At 71.0% G+C, this 18,133-nt stretch carries 18 protein-coding genes; 9 read left to right on the top strand and 9 right to left on the bottom strand.

The window, feature by feature from the left end; genetic code table 11:
* Positions 1–5: 5 nt before the first annotated feature.
* The gene (aroQ, locus tag WFK95_RS23940) at positions 6–446 is read left to right on the top strand and encodes a type II 3-dehydroquinate dehydratase (protein ID WP_336672205.1); all 441 of its coding nucleotides are present in this window, start codon (positions 6–8) and stop codon (positions 444–446) included.
* 2 nt (positions 447–448) lie between these two features.
* Here the strand turns inward: aroQ and WFK95_RS23935 are convergent, their stop codons facing one another.
* Positions 449–1,030 carry a TetR/AcrR family transcriptional regulator C-terminal domain-containing protein gene (locus WFK95_RS23935; RefSeq protein ID WP_224645606.1) on the bottom strand — a complete coding sequence of 194 codons (582 nt, stop codon included), beginning with the start codon at positions 1,028–1,030 and terminating at the stop codon, positions 449–451.
* Between the two features lie 40 nt (positions 1,031–1,070).
* Between WFK95_RS23935 and WFK95_RS23930 the strand changes: the two genes are divergently transcribed.
* Genes WFK95_RS23930 through WFK95_RS23920 form a run of 3 tightly spaced genes read left to right on the top strand, consistent with a single transcriptional unit; the run spans position 1,071 to position 2,939 of the window.
* Complete coding sequence (locus tag WFK95_RS23930) at positions 1,071–1,637, top strand: biotin transporter BioY (RefSeq protein ID WP_224645607.1); 567 nt, start codon at positions 1,071–1,073, stop codon at positions 1,635–1,637.
* Between the two features lie 37 nt (positions 1,638–1,674).
* The gene (locus WFK95_RS23925) at positions 1,675–2,364 is read left to right on the top strand and encodes an energy-coupling factor ABC transporter ATP-binding protein (RefSeq protein WP_443081589.1); all 690 of its coding nucleotides are present in this window, start codon (positions 1,675–1,677) and stop codon (positions 2,362–2,364) included.
* Positions 2,364–2,939 carry an energy-coupling factor transporter transmembrane component T family protein gene (locus WFK95_RS23920; RefSeq protein WP_224645609.1) on the top strand — a complete coding sequence of 192 codons (576 nt, stop codon included), beginning with the start codon at positions 2,364–2,366 and terminating at the stop codon, positions 2,937–2,939. Before WFK95_RS23925 ends, WFK95_RS23920 begins: the two co-directional genes overlap by 1 nt.
* A gap of 14 nt (positions 2,940–2,953) precedes the next feature.
* Here the strand turns inward: WFK95_RS23920 and WFK95_RS23915 are convergent, their stop codons facing one another.
* The 7 genes from WFK95_RS23915 to WFK95_RS23885 form a co-directional block, all read right to left on the bottom strand.
* Entirely contained in the window at positions 2,954–4,618 is a 1,665-nt protein-coding gene (locus WFK95_RS23915; RefSeq protein ID WP_336672203.1) for a TIGR03767 family metallophosphoesterase, read from the bottom strand.
* A gap of 108 nt (positions 4,619–4,726) precedes the next feature.
* On the bottom strand, positions 4,727–5,749 hold the full coding sequence (locus WFK95_RS23910) for an ABC transporter substrate-binding protein (RefSeq protein ID WP_336672264.1): 1,023 nt from the start codon (positions 5,747–5,749) through the stop codon (positions 4,727–4,729).
* A gap of 94 nt (positions 5,750–5,843) precedes the next feature.
* Complete coding sequence (locus WFK95_RS23905) at positions 5,844–6,671, bottom strand: SDR family NAD(P)-dependent oxidoreductase (RefSeq protein WP_336672202.1); 828 nt, start codon at positions 6,669–6,671, stop codon at positions 5,844–5,846.
* Between the two features lie 2 nt (positions 6,672–6,673).
* The gene (locus tag WFK95_RS23900; protein WP_336672201.1) at positions 6,674–8,560 is read right to left on the bottom strand and encodes a galactan 5-O-arabinofuranosyltransferase; all 1,887 of its coding nucleotides are present in this window, start codon (positions 8,558–8,560) and stop codon (positions 6,674–6,676) included.
* Between the two features lie 43 nt (positions 8,561–8,603).
* Positions 8,604–9,365 carry a decaprenylphospho-beta-D-erythro-pentofuranosid-2-ulose 2-reductase gene (locus WFK95_RS23895; protein WP_336672200.1) on the bottom strand — a complete coding sequence of 254 codons (762 nt, stop codon included), beginning with the start codon at positions 9,363–9,365 and terminating at the stop codon, positions 8,604–8,606.
* Between the two features lie 21 nt (positions 9,366–9,386).
* On the bottom strand, positions 9,387–10,814 hold the full coding sequence (locus WFK95_RS23890) for an FAD-binding oxidoreductase (protein ID WP_224645614.1): 1,428 nt from the start codon (positions 10,812–10,814) through the stop codon (positions 9,387–9,389).
* 68 nt (positions 10,815–10,882) lie between these two features.
* A complete protein-coding gene (locus WFK95_RS23885; RefSeq protein WP_336672199.1) occupies positions 10,883–11,509 on the bottom strand; it encodes a TetR/AcrR family transcriptional regulator in 627 nt (208 codons plus the stop codon).
* Between the two features lie 98 nt (positions 11,510–11,607).
* Here WFK95_RS23885 and WFK95_RS23880 point away from each other — a divergent pair, with 98 nt between their 5' ends.
* Positions 11,608–12,768 carry an acyl-CoA dehydrogenase family protein gene (locus WFK95_RS23880; RefSeq protein WP_224645616.1) on the top strand — a complete coding sequence of 387 codons (1,161 nt, stop codon included), beginning with the start codon at positions 11,608–11,610 and terminating at the stop codon, positions 12,766–12,768.
* Here WFK95_RS23880 and WFK95_RS23875 read toward each other — a convergent pair.
* Positions 12,765–12,950 (bottom strand): sigma factor-like helix-turn-helix DNA-binding protein, encoded by a 186-nt coding sequence (locus tag WFK95_RS23875; RefSeq protein ID WP_336672198.1) that lies wholly within the window; start codon positions 12,948–12,950, stop codon positions 12,765–12,767. The two genes, WFK95_RS23880 and WFK95_RS23875, sit on opposite strands and share 4 nt — an antisense overlap.
* Before the next feature lie 124 nt (positions 12,951–13,074).
* Here WFK95_RS23875 and doeB2 point away from each other — a divergent pair, with 124 nt between their 5' ends.
* Genes doeB2 through WFK95_RS23855 form a run of 4 tightly spaced genes read left to right on the top strand, consistent with a single transcriptional unit; the run spans position 13,075 to position 18,131 of the window.
* A complete protein-coding gene (gene doeB2 / locus WFK95_RS23870) occupies positions 13,075–14,223 on the top strand; it encodes a N(2)-acetyl-L-2,4-diaminobutanoate deacetylase DoeB2 (RefSeq protein WP_336672197.1) in 1,149 nt (382 codons plus the stop codon).
* A 34-nt stretch (positions 14,224–14,257) separates the two neighbouring features.
* Positions 14,258–15,511: an aspartate aminotransferase family protein gene (locus WFK95_RS23865; protein ID WP_336672196.1), complete on the top strand. Its 1,254-nt coding sequence runs from the start codon at positions 14,258–14,260 to the stop codon at positions 15,509–15,511.
* A complete protein-coding gene (gene doeA / locus WFK95_RS23860; protein ID WP_336672195.1) occupies positions 15,508–16,755 on the top strand; it encodes an ectoine hydrolase in 1,248 nt (415 codons plus the stop codon). Before WFK95_RS23865 ends, doeA begins: the two co-directional genes overlap by 4 nt.
* Positions 16,752–18,131: an NAD-dependent succinate-semialdehyde dehydrogenase gene (locus WFK95_RS23855; protein ID WP_336672194.1), complete on the top strand. Its 1,380-nt coding sequence runs from the start codon at positions 16,752–16,754 to the stop codon at positions 18,129–18,131. Before doeA ends, WFK95_RS23855 begins: the two co-directional genes overlap by 4 nt.
* Positions 18,132–18,133 lie beyond the last annotated feature (2 nt).

Below are 18,133 nucleotides of genomic sequence, written 5' to 3'. Positions count from 1 at the left end.
GGCCCATGGGAGCCCGCATTCTGGTGCTGAACGGACCGAATCTGAACATGCTGGGCGTGCGGCAGCCGCAGGTCTACGGGCAGAATTCGTACGCCGACGTCGTCGACGTTTGCCGTCGGGCGGCGGCCGCGCGCGACGCCGAAGTGGAGGTCCGTCAGACCAATGACGAGGCCGAGCTGCTGGGGTGGATCCACGATGTCGCACGCGACCGAAAATTCTCCGCGATCGTGGTTAATCCGGCAGCATGGACACATACTTCAGTGGCTGTCGCCGATGCTTTGGTGATCCCCGAGGTGCCGATCATCGAGGTGCACATCTCCAACATCCACGCCCGTGAGGCCTTCCGGCACCACTCCTACGTCTCGCCCATCGCGGCCGGCGTGATCGCCGGATTCGGGATCGCCGGGTACGGCTACGCGGTGGACCGCGCCGTCGACCTGTCCTGAGGTCAGGCCGGCGCGGACGTGCGGGCGCGCAGCCCGTCGACGATGAGGTCGACGCCGCCCGCGAAGGCCCGATCGGTGGCGGTCTGGTCGAGCTCGCCCGCGGCTGCCCCGGCGCGGGCCATCGCCTCGCGGGTCTGCTCCTCGAAGGTGAAACCGACGACGAAGTGCGTCAGCGTGAGGGCGACGGCGCTAGCGTCCGCAGGACCCGCGCCCGCCGAGGCCGCGATCTCGGCGATCTGCGACTGCAGATTGCTGGTGCCCAGCTGCGAGGCCAGCGATGCGGAGACCACCTCCGCGCCGTCCCGGTGCTTGCGGAGCACGGCGCGCAGCGCGTGCGCGTAGCCGGTGAGCTGGCGGTCCCAGCGCATCCGCGACTTCGACGCCGCCGCGGCCAGCGCCGGATCGGCGAGGATGGTGTCGGCGATCGCCGCGAGCAGCGACTGCTTGTTGGGGATGTGCCAGTACAGCGCGCCCGGCGCGACGCCGAGGTCGGCCGCCACCCGACGCATCGTCAGGTCCGGGAGGCCCGACCGGTCGAGGACGCCGATCGCGGAGGTCAGCACGTCGGAGCGGTTGATGGCCACGGACTTGACTCTAGCCGAGCGCCCCGATACTTCTTGAACCGTGTTCAACGCCGCCACGTATCGCGCCACGCCGCGCGATCTCGCCCTCGTCGCCGTCTTCACCGCCCTCACCGCGGTGCTGGCGATGCCCACCATCACGATCAGCGGCATCGCCCCCATCACCCTGCAGACCCTGGGGTTCATGCTCGCCGCGTCGCTGCTCGGCTTCCCGTGGGGCGGGGCCTCGGTGGCGCTGTACGTGCTGCTCATCGTCGTGGGGCTGCCGATCGGCGCGGGCGGCCGCGGCGGCCTGGCGGTGCTCACCGGCCCGACGGGCGGCTTCCTCATCGGCGGCATCATCGGGGCCCTGGTGACCGGCTGGCTCGTCGACAAGTGGGGCCGCACGAATCCCTTCACGGTGGGCCTCGCCAACATCATCGGGCTGGTGCTCATCGTGTACGCGATCGGCCTGCCGTGGCTGGGCTGGCGCACCGGCTCGGGCCTGTTCGCCAAGCTCACGCTCGGTTTCCAGTTCGTCCCCGGCGACCTGATCAAGGTGGTCATCACGTCGCTCGTGGTGGTGACGGTGGCGCGGGCGTATCCGGCCATCGCGAAGAAGGGGGCATGACCCCGCGCGGGGTCGCCCGCCGCGCCCCCGCGAGGGCGTGGGCGTGATCCGGCTCGACGACGTCCACCACGCCTACGACGAGCGCCCCGTGCTGCGGGGCATCACGGCGGAGCTGTCGGAGCGGCGGATCGGGATCATCGGGGCCAACGGCTCCGGTAAGTCGACGCTCGCGCGCACGTTCAACGGCCTCGTCGTCCCGGACGGCGGCACCGTCGAGACCCTGGGGCTGGACGTGCGGAAGAAGCGCTCCGAGGTGCGCCGGAAGGTGGGCTTCATGTTCGCCGACGCGGCCGCGCAGATCGTCATGCCGACGCCGGCCGAGGACGTCGCGCTGTCGCTGCGCCCGCCGGGCCGCGGCCGACGGCGGCCCGTCGACACCGATCGGGTGATGGCCGTGCTCGCCGAGTTCGGCCTCGCCGACCACGCCGATTCCCCCGCGCAGCTGCTGAGCTCGGGGCAGAAGCAGATGCTTGCCTTCGCGTCGGTGCTGGTCACCGACCCGGAGATCCTCGTCTGCGACGAGCCCACGACCCTGCTCGACCTGCGCAACGTGCTCAAGGTCCGGGACCGCCTCGCCGCGCTCGACCAGCAGGTCGTCCTGCTCACGCACCACCTCGACATGCTCGACGACTTCGACCGCGTGTTGGTCATGGACGACGGTGCCCTCGTCCACGACGGCCCGCCCGCCGAGTCGATCGCCTTCTACCGCGAGCTGGCGGCCCGCTGATGCTGGGCCGCTACGTCCCCCGCGATTCCCCGATCCATCGCACCCCCGCGGCGGTGAAGCTTCTGGCGATGCTGGCGCTCGTCACCTTCCTGGCGATCCTTCCGCGGCCGGTCCCGCTCGCGGTGTCGGCGCTGGTGGTGGCCGCGCTGTTCCCGGTCGCCCGGCTGCGCCCGGTGCACCTGTGGCGGGCCCTGCGCCCGGCGCTGCTCTTCTCGGTGGTGCTCACGGCCTTCTACCTGCTCAGCCAGGGCCTGTCCGATGGTGCGCGCGCGGCCGTCGGCCCCGTCGGGCAGCTCGTGGTGGGCGTGCTGGCGGGCAACCTGCTGGTCTTCACCACCCGCGCGACGGACCTCGCCGCGCTCGCCGGGCGGGTGCTCGGCTGGCGCGTGGAGCTGCTGATCGCCCTGACCATCCGCTCCATCCCGACGGTGATCGCCGTCGTCCGGGAGACCCGCGAGGCCGCGTGGGCGCGGGGGCAGCGAGCCTCGCTCGTCCGCGTCCTCCCGACGGTGCTGGTCCGCCTGATCCGCGACGCCGACCTCCTCGGCGAGGCCCTCGCCGCCCGCGGCCTGTAGTCGCGAGGACCGCGTCAGCGCAGCGGGTGGGTGAGGAGCAGCTCGCAGTTGCGGTCGGCGGCGGCGCCGAGGAGGGCGTCGTCGCGGTGGATGTCGTTGTAGGACAGCTCCCGGTACAGGCTCGCGAGGCCCTTCGCGCTGAGGTCCGACGGGTTCGCCGTCGCGGGGCTCGCGGCCTCGATGAGCGGCGTGAACAGGCTCAGCGTGCCGTCGCGGTTGTCGGCGACCTCGATGATCCGCGCCAGCTGCGGGAAGTCGACGTGGCTGGCGGTGTTGATCTCCCAGAAGCTCTGCTTCGGCGTGGGGCCGGTGTGCGGGATCATCTCGTTCTTGTGGGTGTGGCCGTTCACCCAGGCGATCACGTTCGGGTGGTCGGTGAGCGTCTTCACGACCACGCCGCCGTCGTACTGCTTCTCGCCGGGCTCCTCGGGGTCGGGGAGCTTGGCGGTCATCGACTTCGACGTGTGGTGGCTGAACACGATGACCAGCTGGTCCGGGTGGGCCTTCAGCTGCGCGATCAGCCAGGCGAGCTGCTTCTCGCCGATGGTGCCCTCGGCGATGCCCAGGTTGTTGGTGGTGTCCAGCGCGATGCCGAGCACGCCGGGCGCGATCTGGAAGGCGTACCAGGTGGGGCCGTCCGGGCTGGAGAACCCGTGCCCGACGGGGCCGGGGCCGGTCACCGCCGGGTCGAAATGCCGGCGCACGAAGTCGCGGGGACTGCACGGGGCCCGCTTGGCATCGACGGTCACGGGGATCACCGGCCCGGAGAGCTTGAGTTTGGTGAGCATCGGCCCGACCTGCGACGGATCCGTCGTGAGCGCGCGGGCGATGGCGAGTGCCGCCGGGTCGGTGTGCGGGATGTCGAGCTTGACCGGCGAGAGGTAGAGCCAGTCGGCGATGCCGTTGGGCAGCGTGCCGAGCAGGCTGTCGTCGTGGTTGCCGACCACCGCGTACCAGGGCATGCGCAGCCCCGGGCTGGTGTGCGCGCCGATGGCGGCGCGGAGGAAGCCGGGGATCTGCTGGAAGCCCTTGTCCTTGTACATGTCCCAATAGGGGGATTCGGGCTGCCAGTACAGGGCGGCGCCGTGCGCCTGCAGGCCCTCGAAGCGATCCGGGGCGCCGGTGTTGGGCACGACGGTGCCGCCGGAGAGCACCGTCTGGAACCAATTGAGCTCGGCGAACTCGCGGTTGTCGGTGTTGTCGCCGGTGGTGATGACGCAGTCGAAGGCGCGGCCGGTGAACGGGCCGGACGCGATCGCGTTGATCCGCTCGACGAGGGAGACCGCGCCCTGCGTGGTCAGCGTCTCCTGCGGGCGGAAGGCCGGGGCCTGGAACGGGTGGACGAACTCGAACCGGGCGGGGCTCTGCGCATCGACGATGTGCATGTCGGTGAGCTGCACGAAGGAGGCGAGCGGGGCGCGGACGGCCTCGCGGGTGCCGCCCGCGGTCGCGAGCTCCTGCCGCACGTACAGGGGCCAGCCGGCACCGTCGACCAGCGGGCGGTAGCCGCCGGCGCGGGCCTGACCGGGCACGCTGACCCGCTCCAGGGTGGTGCCGGTGATGTTCCCGGCGACGGTGCTGCCGGGCAGCGCGTGCGCGATGCGGCCGGTGGCGGCCGCGCTGGCGGTGGCGAGCGCGGCGACGGCGCCCGCGCGCAGGAATCCCCGGCGTGTGGTCATGGGTAGAGACCCTAGCCACAAGTCACATGAGACACATGAACAACACGCGTAACATCGTTGACCGACGGATGACGCCCGGGTGGTGCCACCCGGGCGCCGCGTCGTGCGCTACTTCGCCAGGTACTCGCCCAGCTGCTTGACGATGAGGTTGGCGCCGGTCGGGCCCAGGCCCAGGTACCAGACGTCGTCGTCCACGCGGAAGGCCTTGCCCTTCTGCACGCCGCTGAGCTGCGACCATGCGGGGTTCGCCAGCGCCGCGGTCTCGCCGGTGTTCTCGGGCTTGCCGTAGCTGGAGTAGAAGATGTAGTCGCCGTCCGCCTGGGAGATGTTCTCCAGCGAGATCTCGGTGGCGAGCTCGTCGACGCCCTGGTTGCCGGCGCGCGGCAGGCCGGCGTCCTGCAGGATCACGCCGATGAGCGACTTGTTGCCGTAGAGGCGCAGCCGGTTCGGCATGAACCGGACGAGCGAGATGGCCGGCTTCTGGCCGGTGAACTTCGCGCTGAGCGCCTTCGCGTTGTCCGCGTAGGAGTTGAGCGCGTCGACGGCCTTCGTCTCCTCGCCGAGGGCGGCGCCGATGAGCCGGAAGTTCTCCTTCCACGGGAAGCCGGGGCGGATGGAGAAGACGGTCGGCGCGATCGCGGAGAGCTGGTCGTACTGCTTGTCCACGCGCAGCTGGCTGCCGAGGATCAGGTCGGGCTTCAGCTTGGCGATGGCCTCGAGGTTCAGGCTCGTGTTCTTGCCGACGGTCTCGACGCCCTGCACCTTGTCGGCGAGGTAGGTCGGGATCGGGCTGGCGCCGTCGGTGACCACGAGGCCGACGGGCTTGATGCCGAGGGTGAGCACGGAGTCCAGCTCGCCGCTGTCGAGCACGACGACGCGCTCGGGCTTCTTCGGGATCTCGGTCACGCCGCGCGCGTGCTTGATGGTGCGCGGGAAGACGCCGGGCGCCGCGTCGGTGCCGAGCTTGGCCGTCTCGGCGTCGGCGGTGCCGAAGCGCTCGCCGCCGGTCGCGACCTCGGTGTTGCCCGGGGTCTTGGCGTCGTCGTTCGAGTTCGAGCAGGCGCTGATGCCGACGGTGGCGGCCAGCAGGACGACCGCGGGCGCGAGCCGGCGGGCGAGGGATCGTTTCATCACGCGCCGAAGCGTACCGCGCACGTTAGGTGAGGCAAATCAAAGTTACTTCGGGTAAGGGGTGCGATCTCGACGGCCGGTCCGGCGCGACGGCTCAGGTCAGCGACGAGATCGTGCGGTCGGTGGTTCCCGGCGACAGCAGGTCCATCACCGGCAGGACGGCGCGCAGCGCCGCGGGCGAGACCTCGACGGGCTGGTGCGTGATCGCGCGGACGATCCACCGGCCCGCCTCGTCGGGCTCGAGGGCGGAGGCCCCGGAGTACTCGGTGGTCGGCGCGATCATCTCGGTGCGGACCAGCGGGAAGTAGACGTTGGTCGCGTGCACGCCGGGGTGCGGGCGCTCGGCGTTCAGGCTGCGGCCGAAGATCGCGAGCGCGCTCTTCGACGCCGCGTACGCGGAGAACTTGGGGAAGGTGTTCGCGAGCAGGCCCCAGGTGCAGACGTTGACGATCTGCCCGCGGCCGCGCTCGATCATCCCCGGCAGCACGCCCAGCGAGAGCTGCACGGCGGAGAAGTAGTTGAGGTTCATCGTGCGCTGGTAGTCGTGGAAGCGCTCGGTGGAGTCGGCGATGGTCCGCCGGATGGAGTGGCCGGCGTTGTTGACCAGCACGTCGACCTCGCCGAGGTCGGTGAGCAGCCCGTCGATCGAGTCGGTGTCCGTCAGGTCGCAGACGCGGTACTCGCCGCCGGTGAGCGCGCACAGTTCCTCGAGCTCCTGCTCGCGCCGCGCCACCGCGATGACGTGGGCGCCGCGCTCGGCGAGCTGCAGGGCGGCCTCGCGGCCGATGCCCGCCGACGCCCCGGTCACGACGATCCGCAGGCCGCGCAGCGTCCGGCCCTTCCCGGCGAGGGCCGCGTCGACGGAGTCGGGCAGCAGGCTGCGGCGCTGCATGAGGTCGCGCACGGAACGGGACAGGGACATGGTCACTTCCTCACGATCACGACGAACGGGCCCGTCTCGGTGACGGCGAATCTCGGGTCCTCGAAGAGCTTCTCGGGGAAGACGACGGTGTACCGGCGCACGTTCGGGTCGTTGGGGTAGACGTCCTCGGCGAGGCGCAGGGAGAGGCCGTCGGCGGACCGTCGGAAGACGAAGGCGTCCGGGGCGCGCCACGGCGTCTCGTCGAGCGCCTTGACCAGCTCGTCCGGCGTCTCCAGCTTCGCCCACTCCTCGATCGCCGCGGACCGGGCGGTGAAGTGCGCCAGGGGGTTCGCGTAGTTCGACGTGAGGTTCTGGAAGCCCCAGTACGGGTAGATCGCGAGGAAGCCGTAGTCGGCGGTCAGCACGACGGTGTCGGTCCGCGGCCTGCCCGTCGCGGCCAGGATGGCGGCGTCCACGTCCTTGTACGACGATTCCGCGCCCGCGGGACGGCGGTCGCCGCGCTCGCCGTGGCCGTCGGTATCGGAGTAGGCGACGGCGATCTCCCCGGCCAGCTGCGCCGGGATCGTCTGCGCCACACCGATCGCGGCGAGCACGCCGAGCACGACGCCGGCGTCGCGGTAGCGCGGGTAGCCGTCGCCGAGCGCGCCGACCATCGTCACCGCGCCGAGCGCGCCCGCGGCGGCGAGCAGGATGTGCAGGACCGGCTCGGTGCGGAAGCCGAGGAGGGTGGTGCCGGCGGGGGAGGCGGCCATCGAGAGAATGGCCCACAGGTACGAGCCGGCGATGCCGAGGCCGAGCGCCTGCGCGGGCAGGCTGGAGCGGGCCTTCACCAGGACCCAGATCACGCCGATCATGCCGAGCGCGCCGAGCAACGTGAAGTGCAGCATCGGCAGCGACAGGACCGAACCCTGCTCGGGCAGGTAGTGGAACGCGGAGCCCTTGGAGTCGGTGCCGTCGCGGGCAACGCGCAGCAGGAACGGCCCGTACGAGGGGAGTCCGATCGCGATGGCGATGACGCCCATCGCCGCGACCCGCGCGGGGTAGCGCCACTCGAACCGGCGCTCGCGGATCCAGGCGGCGACCAGCGCGACCACGCCCATCAGCACGATGGTGAACGCCGCGACGCCCAGGTACAGCGTGTAGAACCACACCGCGACGCCGAGGTACACGCCCACCAGGACGATCGCCCCGCGGCGGCCGCGGAGGATGGCGGACCAGGCGACGATCAGCGCGGGCGGCAGCAGGATCGCGACCGCGGCGCCGTAGGGCTCGGCGGAGCCGTAGAGCAGCATCGCGACCGTGGTGGCGAGCGTCGCGGCGATCGCGCGCGCGGGACCGACGACGGTGAGCCACAGGGCCAGCGCGACGGCTGCCGCGACGGCCAAGGAGATGATCGACCAGGGCTGGAACGCCGCCCAGCCCTCTAGCCCGAAGAGCTTCGCGAAGCGCCCGCCGAGCCAGAACCAGCCGGGGGAGTACAGCGGCGGCATGTCGATGTAGGTCATGTCCGCCAGCCGCGGCGACGAGGTGAACCGGGTGAGGTACTCGGTGCGGAACTGCTGGTCGACGGAGATGCCGCCGAGGTAGAGCTTGGTGCCGCCGAGCGGCAGGGCCAGGGTGACGGTGACGAACCCGGCCACCGTCGCGAAAGAGAGCAGCCGGGCGACGCGGGCCTGCCAGGCCGGGACGGACCGCGACAGCAGTACCGCGCACGCGGCGAGCACGACGATCGCGATCACCTGGAAGACGGTCGAGAACGCGCGGGTGACGTTGGAGCTGCTGTACGCGGGCCACTCGACGGAGCTGATGGCGAACCACCCGACGACGCCGACCGCCGCCGCGAGGATCGCGGCGGCGGCGAGGTCGAGGGCCAGGTCCCGCCCCCGGGCGGGGGCCTCGGGGGCGTCGACGGTGCGCGTGTCAGTCACGCGGGCCAGCGTAAAGGGTGGTTCCGAGAATCGGACGCGCCCCCTAGATCGGGAGCTTCTTGAAGATCGGCTGCGGGATGTTCTTCAGGCCGAAGCTGACGAAGCCCCACGGCGCGGGCGCGTAGATCAGCGACTTGCCCTTGATCGCGGCGTCGACGGCGAGGGTGGCGATGACGTCCTTGTCGATCGTCAGCGGGGCCTCCTTGACGTGCGCGGAGAACTTGGTGCGCACCATGCCCGGCCGGACCACGAGGACGGAGCCGCCGAAGGGCTCCAGGGCCTGACCCAGGTTGAGGTAGAAGCCGTCGAAGCCGGCCTTGGAGGAGCCGTAGACGAAGTTGCTGCGGCGCGGGCGCAGGCCGGCGACGGAGCTCATGGCGATGATCTGGCCGTGGCCCTGCTCCTTGATCTTCTGGCCCAGGAGCACGCCGACGGACACGGCGCCGGTGTAGTTGACCTGCGCGAGGAGCACGGCCTTGCGCTGGTTCTGCCACAGCTCCTCGGCGTCGAAGTCGAGGGCGAAGGCCACGATCGCCACGTCGATGTCGCCGCCGGAGAAGGCAGCGTCGATGGTCTTCTGGTGACCGTCGAAGTCGGTCGCGTCGAAGTCGATGACCTCGACCGACGTGGCGCCGGCGGCCTCGACCTGGGCGACGGCCTGCTCGCGCAGCGGGTCGTTCGGCAGTGCGGCGAGCACGACGCGCATCGGGCCCTTGGCGAGGTACTCCTCGACGATCGACAGGCCGATCTCGGAGGTGCCGCCGAGCAGCAGCAGGGACTGGGGAACGCCTACGGCGTTGATCATGTGACTGATTCCTTACGGGTCTTAGGCGAGTTCGAGGCGGCGGCCGAGGTCGGAGATGAAGACCCCCGTGGGATCGATCCGCCGACGGGTGGCGATCCAGTCGTCGATCTGCGGGTACATGGCGTGGAAGCGGTCCGCGGTGGTCCGCGAGTCCTTCGCCGTGTAGAGCCGCCCGCCCATGGCCATCACGCGGCGGTCGAGGTCGTCGAGGAACTCGGCGAGGCCACGCTTCACGGGGAAGTCGAGGCACACGTTCCAGCCCTTGAACGGGAAGCTGAGCGGCGCCTGGTTACCGTCGCCGAACAGCTTGATCACGTTGAGGAAGCTGACGTTGCCCGACGCCTGGATGTGCTCGATGAGCTTGACGAACTCGGGCTCGTTGCCGGTGGGGACGATGAACTGGTACTGGCAGAAGCCGCCGGGACCGTACGCGTAGTTCCAGCCGCCGAAGGCGTCGAGCATGTGGTAGAAGGCCGTGAGGTTCTTCACCTTGCCCTTGCTGGGCGGGCCCGCGCGGTAGTAGCCCTCTCCGACGATCGAGAAGTCGAACTTGTTCGCCAGCCCGGGGGGGAAGACGTTGGGGAGGGTGAACAGCGGCTTGTTGTTGAAGCTCAGCGGGTTCTTCCGGTACTTCTCGGGCAGCTCGTCGAGCGTGGCGAGGTTGCCCCGGGAGAACGTGCCGCGACCCAGCTTCGGCGGCGCGCTGATCGCGTCGAACCAGCCCGACGCGTACTCGTAGCCGTCCTCGAAACCGTCCTGCAGATGCAGGTCGAGGGTCTCCTGCAGCGAACCCGTGCGCTCGGTGTCCGCGATGAAGTACGCACTCTCGGTGCGCTTCATCTGGAGCTTCGCGCGCAGGATGATGCCGGTCATGCCGACGCCGGCCACCGTCGCCCAGAACAGTTCGCCCTGGGGGTCGTCGGACGAGCCCTTCGGGGTCAGGGTGAGCACCTTGCCGTCGGCGGTGAGCAACGTCATCTCGGTGATGTGGTTGCCGAACGAGCCCTGGCTGTGGTGGTTCTTGCCGTGGATGTCGTGGGCGATGGCGCCGCCGATCGTGACCTGGCGGGTACCCGGGAGCACCGGGACCCACAGGCCGTACGGCAGGGCGGCCTGCATCAGGTCGTCGAGGCTGACACCCGCGTCCAGGTCGATGATGCCGGTCTCCACGTCGATGTCGTGGATCGCGCTGAGCGGCGTCATGTCGATGGTGAGGCCGCCGGTGTTCTGCGCCGACTCGTTGTACGAGCGGCCCAGCCCGCGCGCGATCACGCCGCGTCGCAGGTAGGCGGGCTTGTCGGCCTCGGCGTCGGCCACGACGGCGACGGCCTTGGCGATCTGGTCCACGTCGGGCGTGGACAGCACGTGGCCCTCGATCGGCGTGGTGCGCGACCAGCCCACCAGCTTGCGCGTCGAGATGGGCAGATAGGGAAGAGTTGTCTCGGACATCGCCCATCAGATTACCGCGCCCAACCTGAGTCGATGCTGAGGTTGAAGCTGCTGTGACCTCGTCTTGGTCACAGGTCGGGGCCGTGCGACCCCGCGGGCTCGGTGCTCACCGACAGTCGCGGTTTGTCGTCCGACGGTGCGCCCGGCTCGCGCAGGTGCTCCCACATCGCGTCGACGAGCGGCTGCAGGAACAGGGTGCCCATCTGGCGGACCATCATGGCGATCACCTGGTCGGACTCCGCCCGGTCGGTGGAGGCGAGGTGCGCGGCGCGCAGGCGGACGACCTCGCTGCGGCCCAGTTCGGTGAGCCGGATCAGGAGCTGCGAGCCCGCCGGGTCGAGGAAGGAGCGCCGCAGGTAGTCGACGACCGCGGGGTGCCGGGCGAGCATCTCGCGGACGGAGGCGTCCCGGGCCGCCGCGACGTCGGCGGGCGGACCCTCGTCGGGGACGCGGGCGATCGCCTGCGCGTGGTACTCGACGATCTGCTCCTCGACGGCGGTCCGGAGGCCGTCCTTGGTCGTGAAGTGGTGTTGCACCAGGCCGACGGTGACCCCGGCCCGCGCGGCGACCGCGCGCAGCGAGACGGCGCTCGTCCCGTGCGCGGCGAACAGCTCGAGCGCGGCGTTGCGAATCCGGGCCTTCGCGGTCAGGTCGTCGTTCGACGCGGGGAGGCCGGCCGCTGGTGTCCCTTCCACCTGCGTGATCCTAGCGGCCCGGGCCTTGCGCTGTACACACGCATCGTGGACTATACGAATGTATTGCCCGATCGTGCGCCGAAGAGAAGAGACCGCCCATGACCGCACTGTTCCCCGACTACCGCCCCGCCTGGGAGACCCCCGAGCACACGGAACTGCGCAAGCACGCCGCCGAGTTCTTCCGCCGCGAGGCCACCCCGAACCAGGAGCGGTGGGCCGAGCAGCACCAGGTGGACCGCGAGTTCTGGAACAAGGCGGGCGCCGCGGGGCTGCTCTGCACCGAGTTGCCCGAGTCCCTGGGCGGCGCGGGCGGCGACTTCGGGCACGACACCGTCGTGCTCGAGGAGCTGGTCTTCTCGGGCGACGGTGCCTTCGGCTACGGCGTGCACTCCACCATCTGCGCGCACTACATCGACGACTGCGGCACCGAGGAGCAGAAGGCGCGGTGGCTGCCCAAGGCCGCGTCGGGCGAGGCCGTGCTGGCCGTCGCGATGACCGAGCCCGGCACCGGCTCGGACCTCCAGGCCGTGCGCACCACCGCCGTCCGCGAGGGCGACGAGTACGTGATCAACGGCTCGAAGACCTTCATCTCCAACGGCAGCCACTGCGATCTGCTGATCATCGTGGCGAAGACCGACCCGAGCCAGGGCGCCAAGGGGATCTCCCTCATCGTCGCGGAGACGAAGGACCTCCCCGGCTTCGAGCGGGGGCGGGTTCTCAAGAAGATCGGGCAGCACGGGCAGGACACCCGCGAGCTCTCCTTCACCGACATGCGCGTCCCCGTGGAGAACCTGCTCGGCGGCGTCGAGGGCCAGGGCTTCTACCAGCTGATGCGCCAGCTCCCCCGTGAGCGCCTGAGCATCGCCATCGGCGGCGTCGACGCGGCGGAGAAGGCGGTGGTCGAGGCCATCGCGTACACCAAGGAGCGCAAGGCCTTCGGCCGTCCGATCGCCGACTTCCAGAACACCAAGTTCGTGCTCGCCGATGCCAAGACCGAAGTCTTCGCCGGCCGCACGCTCATCGACCACTGCATCGGCCGCGCCATCGACGGCACCCTCGACGCCGCGACCGCGTCGATGGCCAAGCTCTGGGCGTCCGACATGCAGTGCCGCGTCATCGACAACGTGCTGCAGCTCTTCGGCGGCTACGGCTACATGATGGAGTACCCCATCGCCCAGCTCTACGCCGGCGCGCGCGTCCAGAAGATCTACGGCGGCACCAACGAGATCATGAAGGAGCTGATCGCGCGCAGCCTCTAGAGGCCGCCGCGGATCCGTTGCAGCGCACGGTGTTGGCGCAGCCGCACCGTCGACGGGGCGATCCGCAGCAGTGCTGCGGTCTCGTCGACGGTGCGGCACTGCACCACGCGCAGGTGCAGCACGCGATACAGCTCGGGCGGCAGCGCCGCCCGGATCCGCGAGTCGTGCGCCCCGTGCCCCATGCGGATTCACGCTAGGCATCGCGGGGCCCGGGCACATCCGCCGTTCGGGTGATGTCCGCGCGCCTTACGTCGGATCGCGGTACGTTGGTCTGGACCGAAACGGACACCCATCCGAGGAGGTCCGATGAACGATTCTTGGGCCGAGACCGTTGCCCGGGCCACCGAACTCCGACGCGAACTTCATCGCCGCCCCGAGCTCGCCTGGGCGGAGCACGCCACCGCCGCGGCCGTGCGCGCCGAACTCGACGCGATCGGCCTCGCGTGGCGGCCCTGCGCGGACACGGGCACCGTCGTCCGCCTCGCCCCGACCGCGACCGGCCGGCACGTCGCGCTGCGCGCCGACCTCGACGCCATGCCGATCCGCGAGGCCACGGGCCTGCCGTACGCCTCCGCGACCGACGGCGTCATGCACGCGTGCGGGCATGACGGCCACACCGCCGCCCTCCTCGCCGCGGCCCGCTGGCTCCGCACCCACGAATCGAGCCTCCCCGGCCCGGTCACGCTGCTGTTCCAGCCCGCCGAGGAGGGCGGGCACGGCGCACGCGGCATGATCGCCGACGGCGCCCTCGACGGCGTGGAAGTCGTCTTCGGCTGGCACAACTGGCCCGGACTGCCCCTTGGCCGCGCCCTCTGCCCCGACGGGCCCGTGATGTCCGCCAACGGCACGTTCGAGGTCGAGCTGATCGGCCGCGGCGGCCACGCCTCGCAGCCCGAGGCCACCCGCGATCCCGTCCTCGCCGCGGCCGCCGTCGTCGTCGCGCTGCAGCAGATCGTCGCGCGCCGCACCTCGCCGCAGCAGGCCGCCGTGGTGGCCGTGACCTCTCTGCACGCGGAGAGCGCCGCCACCGTCACCCCCGATACGGCCCGCCTCGCGGGAAGCGTGCGCGCCGCCGACGACGAAGCCCGCACTGGGGTCTTCGCCCTCATCGACGAGATCGCGGGCGCCACCGCGGCGGCGCACGGCGTGCGCGCCGCGACCGTGACGACAGTGCGCTACGGGGCCACCGTCAACCATCCTCGCCCGGCGGCCGACCTGCGGGAGCGCCTGTCGACGGTGCTCGGCCCGAACTGGCCCGAACTCGCCGCCGCGACGCCCGTGCTCGCCTCGGAGGACTTCAGCTACTACCTGCAGCGGATCCCAGGGGCCTTCGCGCTCCTCGGCTCCGGCACCGCGGCGCCGCTGCACAGCGCCGAGTACGACTTCGACGATGCCCTGCTCGACCCCGCCGCGCGCCTGCTGGTGGGTCTCGCGGGGGCGCCGGAGCCGCCCTGACAGAAGAGAGTCGCACGGAACGAAAGGAATTCGCATGGACACTGCTGCGTTCGAGAACTGGGAATCGGAAGTCCGTGGGTACTGCAGGAACTTCCCGACCGTCTTCGCCTCCGCGTCCAACGCGCGGCAGGTGGACGAGGCTGGGAAGAGCTACATCGACTTCTTCGCGGGCGCCGGCGTGCTCAACTTCGGGCACAACAACCCGAACATGAAGCGCGCCATGATCGATTTCCTCGAGGCCGACGGCGTGGCCCACAGCCTCGACACCTACACGACCACCAAACGCGACTTCCTCACCCGCTTCCACGACGTGATCCTCGCGCCGCGCGGCATGGATCACCGCATGCAGTTCACGGGACCGACGGGCACGAACGCGGTGGAGGCGGCGCTCAAGCTCGCCCGCCTCGCCACCGGTCGCCGCGAGGTGGTGGCCTTCAGCCACGGCTTCCACGGCATGACGCTCGGGGCGCTCGCCGCCACCGCCAACCACGCCTTTCGGCAGTGGGCCGGAGTGCCGTTGCGCGACGTGGTGCGGCTGCCCTTCGAGACGGCCCCCGGCGGCAAGACCGCCCTGTCGGACTACGCCGCGGCCCTGGCGGATCCGTCCAGCGGCCACACCCCGCCGGCCGCCTTCCTGGTGGAGGCCGTGCAGGCCGAGGGCGGCGTCAACGTCGCGAGCGCCGACTGGCTGCACGCCGTGCAGGACCTCGCGCGGGAGATCGGTGCGCTGTTCATCATCGACGACATCCAGGCCGGATGCGGGCGCACCGGAAGCTACTTCAGCTTCGACGGCTACGGCCTCGACCCCGACGTGATCACCCTCGCCAAGGGGCTCGGCGGCTACGGGACGCCGATCGCCATGAACCTCAACAAGCCGGCCGTCGACGCGCACTGGTCGCCCGGGGCGCACACCGGCACCTTCCGCGGCCAGGGCCTGTCGATGGTGGCCGGCACCGTCGCCCTGGACTACTTCGCCGACGACGAGCTGATGACCGCCGTCGCTGCGAAGGGGGAGACGATGCGCGAGCGCCTCGCCGCGCTCGCCGCCGCGCACCCGGACCGCGATTGGGAGGTGCGGGGCAAGGGCATGATGCAGGCCCTCGACACCGGCGACGGGGCCTTCGCCAAGGCCGTCCAGGCCGCCTGTTTCGACGCCGGGCTCCTCGTCGGGCCGTGCGGCAGCGGCGGCCGCGTCCTGAAACTCATCCCGCCGCTGACGATCCCCGACGAGGACCTCGCCGCGGGCCTGGGCATCCTGGAGGCGGCCGTGACGGAGGTGGCGCGATGAAGCGGCGCGACGACATGACCTTCCCGCCGGAGGAGTACGAGCGGCGGCTGACCGAGCTGCGGGAGCGGATGGACAAGCGCGGGCTCGACGCCGTCGTGATCACCGATCCCGAGAACCTGATGTACCTCACCGACTACCAGACCACCGGCTACTCCTTCTTCCAGGCGCTCGTGGTGCCGCTCGACGAGGAGCCGGTGATGATCACCCGCGCGATGGAGGAGTCCAACGTGATCGCGCGGACCTGGGTGGAGCGCACCCGCCCGTATCCCGACACCGGCGACGCCATCCAGGAGCTGGTGCTCACCCTCAAGGAGGGCGGCCTCGGGACCAAGCGGGTGGGCTACGAGCGCAACAGCTACTTCTTCCCCGCATACCAACAGGACCGGGTGCACACGTCCTTCCAGCAGGGCGTGCTCATGGACTGCTTCGGGATCGTCGAGGCGGGGCGGGCCACCAAGTCCGACGCCGAGATCGCGGTGATGCGCAAGGCCGCCCGCGCCGCGGAGGCCGGCATGGCCGCCGGGCTGGAGGCGGCGGTCCCCGGGAACACGGAGAACGATGTGGCGGCGGCGATCAGTGCCGCGATGTTCCGGGCCGGCGGCGAGTTCCCCGCCGTCATGCCCTACGTCGCCTCGGGCCCGAGGTCGATGATCGGCCACGCGACGTGGGAGGGCCGCACCATCGAGCCGGGCGAGCACGTCTTCCTCGAGGTGGGCGGCTGTTACCGCCGCTACCACGCCGCGCTCATGCGCACCGCGGTCAACGGCGAGCTCTCGCCCACCATGTACGAGGCGCAGGAGAAGATGAAGCTGGCGCTCTCCGAGCTGAAATCGCTGATGCGGCCGGGGATGACGGTGTCCGACGCCGACTCGCTGGTCCGGCGGATCATCTCGGACAACACCGTCGGCGCGCGGCTGATCACCCGGTCGGGCTACTCCATCGGGATCGCCTTCCCGCCGTCATGGGACGAGGGCTACATCCTCAGCCTCAACCCGGGCGACTTCACCGCGCTGGAGCCGGGCATGACCTTCCACGTGATCCCGTGGATGTGGGGCGTCGACGGGGACAAGACCGTCGGCATCTCGGACACCATCCGGATCACCGACGACGGCTGCGAGTCGTTCTTCACGCTCGACGAGGATTTCGCCGTGCACGACGGCGCCGGTTCGGGTTCCGCGGTGAACGGCGCCGCGATCGATCCGGGGCCACAGCAGGAGACGACCGAGGCGGAGGTGCTGCCATGACCACGATGCTGACCGCGATCGACCCGTCGACCGGCGAACCGATCCGGGAGGTGCCGGCCGCGGGCCCCGTCGAGATCGAGACGACGCTCGAGCGCGCCGAGACGGCGTACCACGACTGGCGGCGGGCGGGCTTCGCCGAGCGGGCGCACCTCCTGCGTGCGGTGGGCGCCGAACTGCGCCGGGGCGTCGAGGATTACGCCTACGTGATGACCGAGGAGATGGGCAAGCCCATCACCGAGGCGCGGGGCGAGGTGGTCAAGGCGGCGTGGGCCGCGGAGCACTACGCCGAGCACGGCGAGCAGTACCTCGCGGCCGAGTCCGTCGAATCCGACGCCACCTCGAGCTACGTGCAGTACCTGCCGATCGGCCCGGTCCTCGGCGTGCTGCCGTGGAACGCCCCGTTCTGGTTGGCCTTCCGGTTCTGCGCGCCCGCGCTCATGGCGGGGAACACCGCCGTCATGAAGCACGACCCGCACGTCCCGGGCTGCGCCGCCGCCATCGCCGGCGCCTTCCGGGCCGTCGGTGCTCCGGACGGCGCCTTCGCCTCGCTCCCGGTGGCGACGCCCGACGTGGCCGGGGTGATCCGCGACCGCCGGATCCGCGCCGTCTCCTTCACCGGCTCCGACCGCGCGGGTTCCGCCGTGGCGTCGGTCGCGGCCTCGGAGATCAAGCCCGCGGTGCTGGAGCTGGGCGGCTCGGACCCGTCGATCGTCCTGGCGGACGCCGACATCGAGGCCGCCGCCGAGGTGCTCGCCCTGTCCCGGATCATCAACGCCGGCCAGTCCTGCATCGCGGCGAAGCGGATCATCGTCGAGCGGTCCGTGCACGACGAGCTCGTCGAGGCCCTGCGCACCCGGCTCGCCGCGCTGCGGATGGGCGACCCCCGGCAGGACGACACCCAGGTCGGGCCGATCGCGCGCGCCGATCTGCGGGACAACCTGCACCGCCAGGTCGCGGAGACCGTGACCGCCGGTGCCACCTGCCTCCTGGGCGGGACGGTGCCCGACGGACCGGGGTTCTTCTACCCGCCCACGCTGCTGACGGGCGTGCGGCCGGGGATGGCGGCGTGCTCCGAGGAGACCTTCGGTCCCGTCGCCGCGGTGATGACGGCCGTCGACGCCGACCACGCCGTCGACCTCGCGAACGCCACCCCGTACGGCCTCGCCGCGAGCGTGTGGACCGACGCCGCCCGCGGCGAGGCCATCGCGCGGGAGCTCGAGGCCGGGCAGGTCAGCGTCAACGGCATCGTCAAGACGGACCCGCGGCTGCCGAGCGGCGGCGTCAAGCGGTCCGGCTACGGCCGGGAGCTGGGCCGCGCCGGCATCCACGAGTTCGTCAACGCCCAGCAGGTCTGGGTGGGGCCGAAGCGGGACTGACG

Source organism: Tsukamurella sp. USMM236, from assembly GCF_037148755.1.
GTDB lineage: Bacteria > Actinomycetota > Actinomycetes > Mycobacteriales > Mycobacteriaceae > Tsukamurella.
This window is presented reverse-complemented; position numbering and strand designations above follow the sequence as displayed.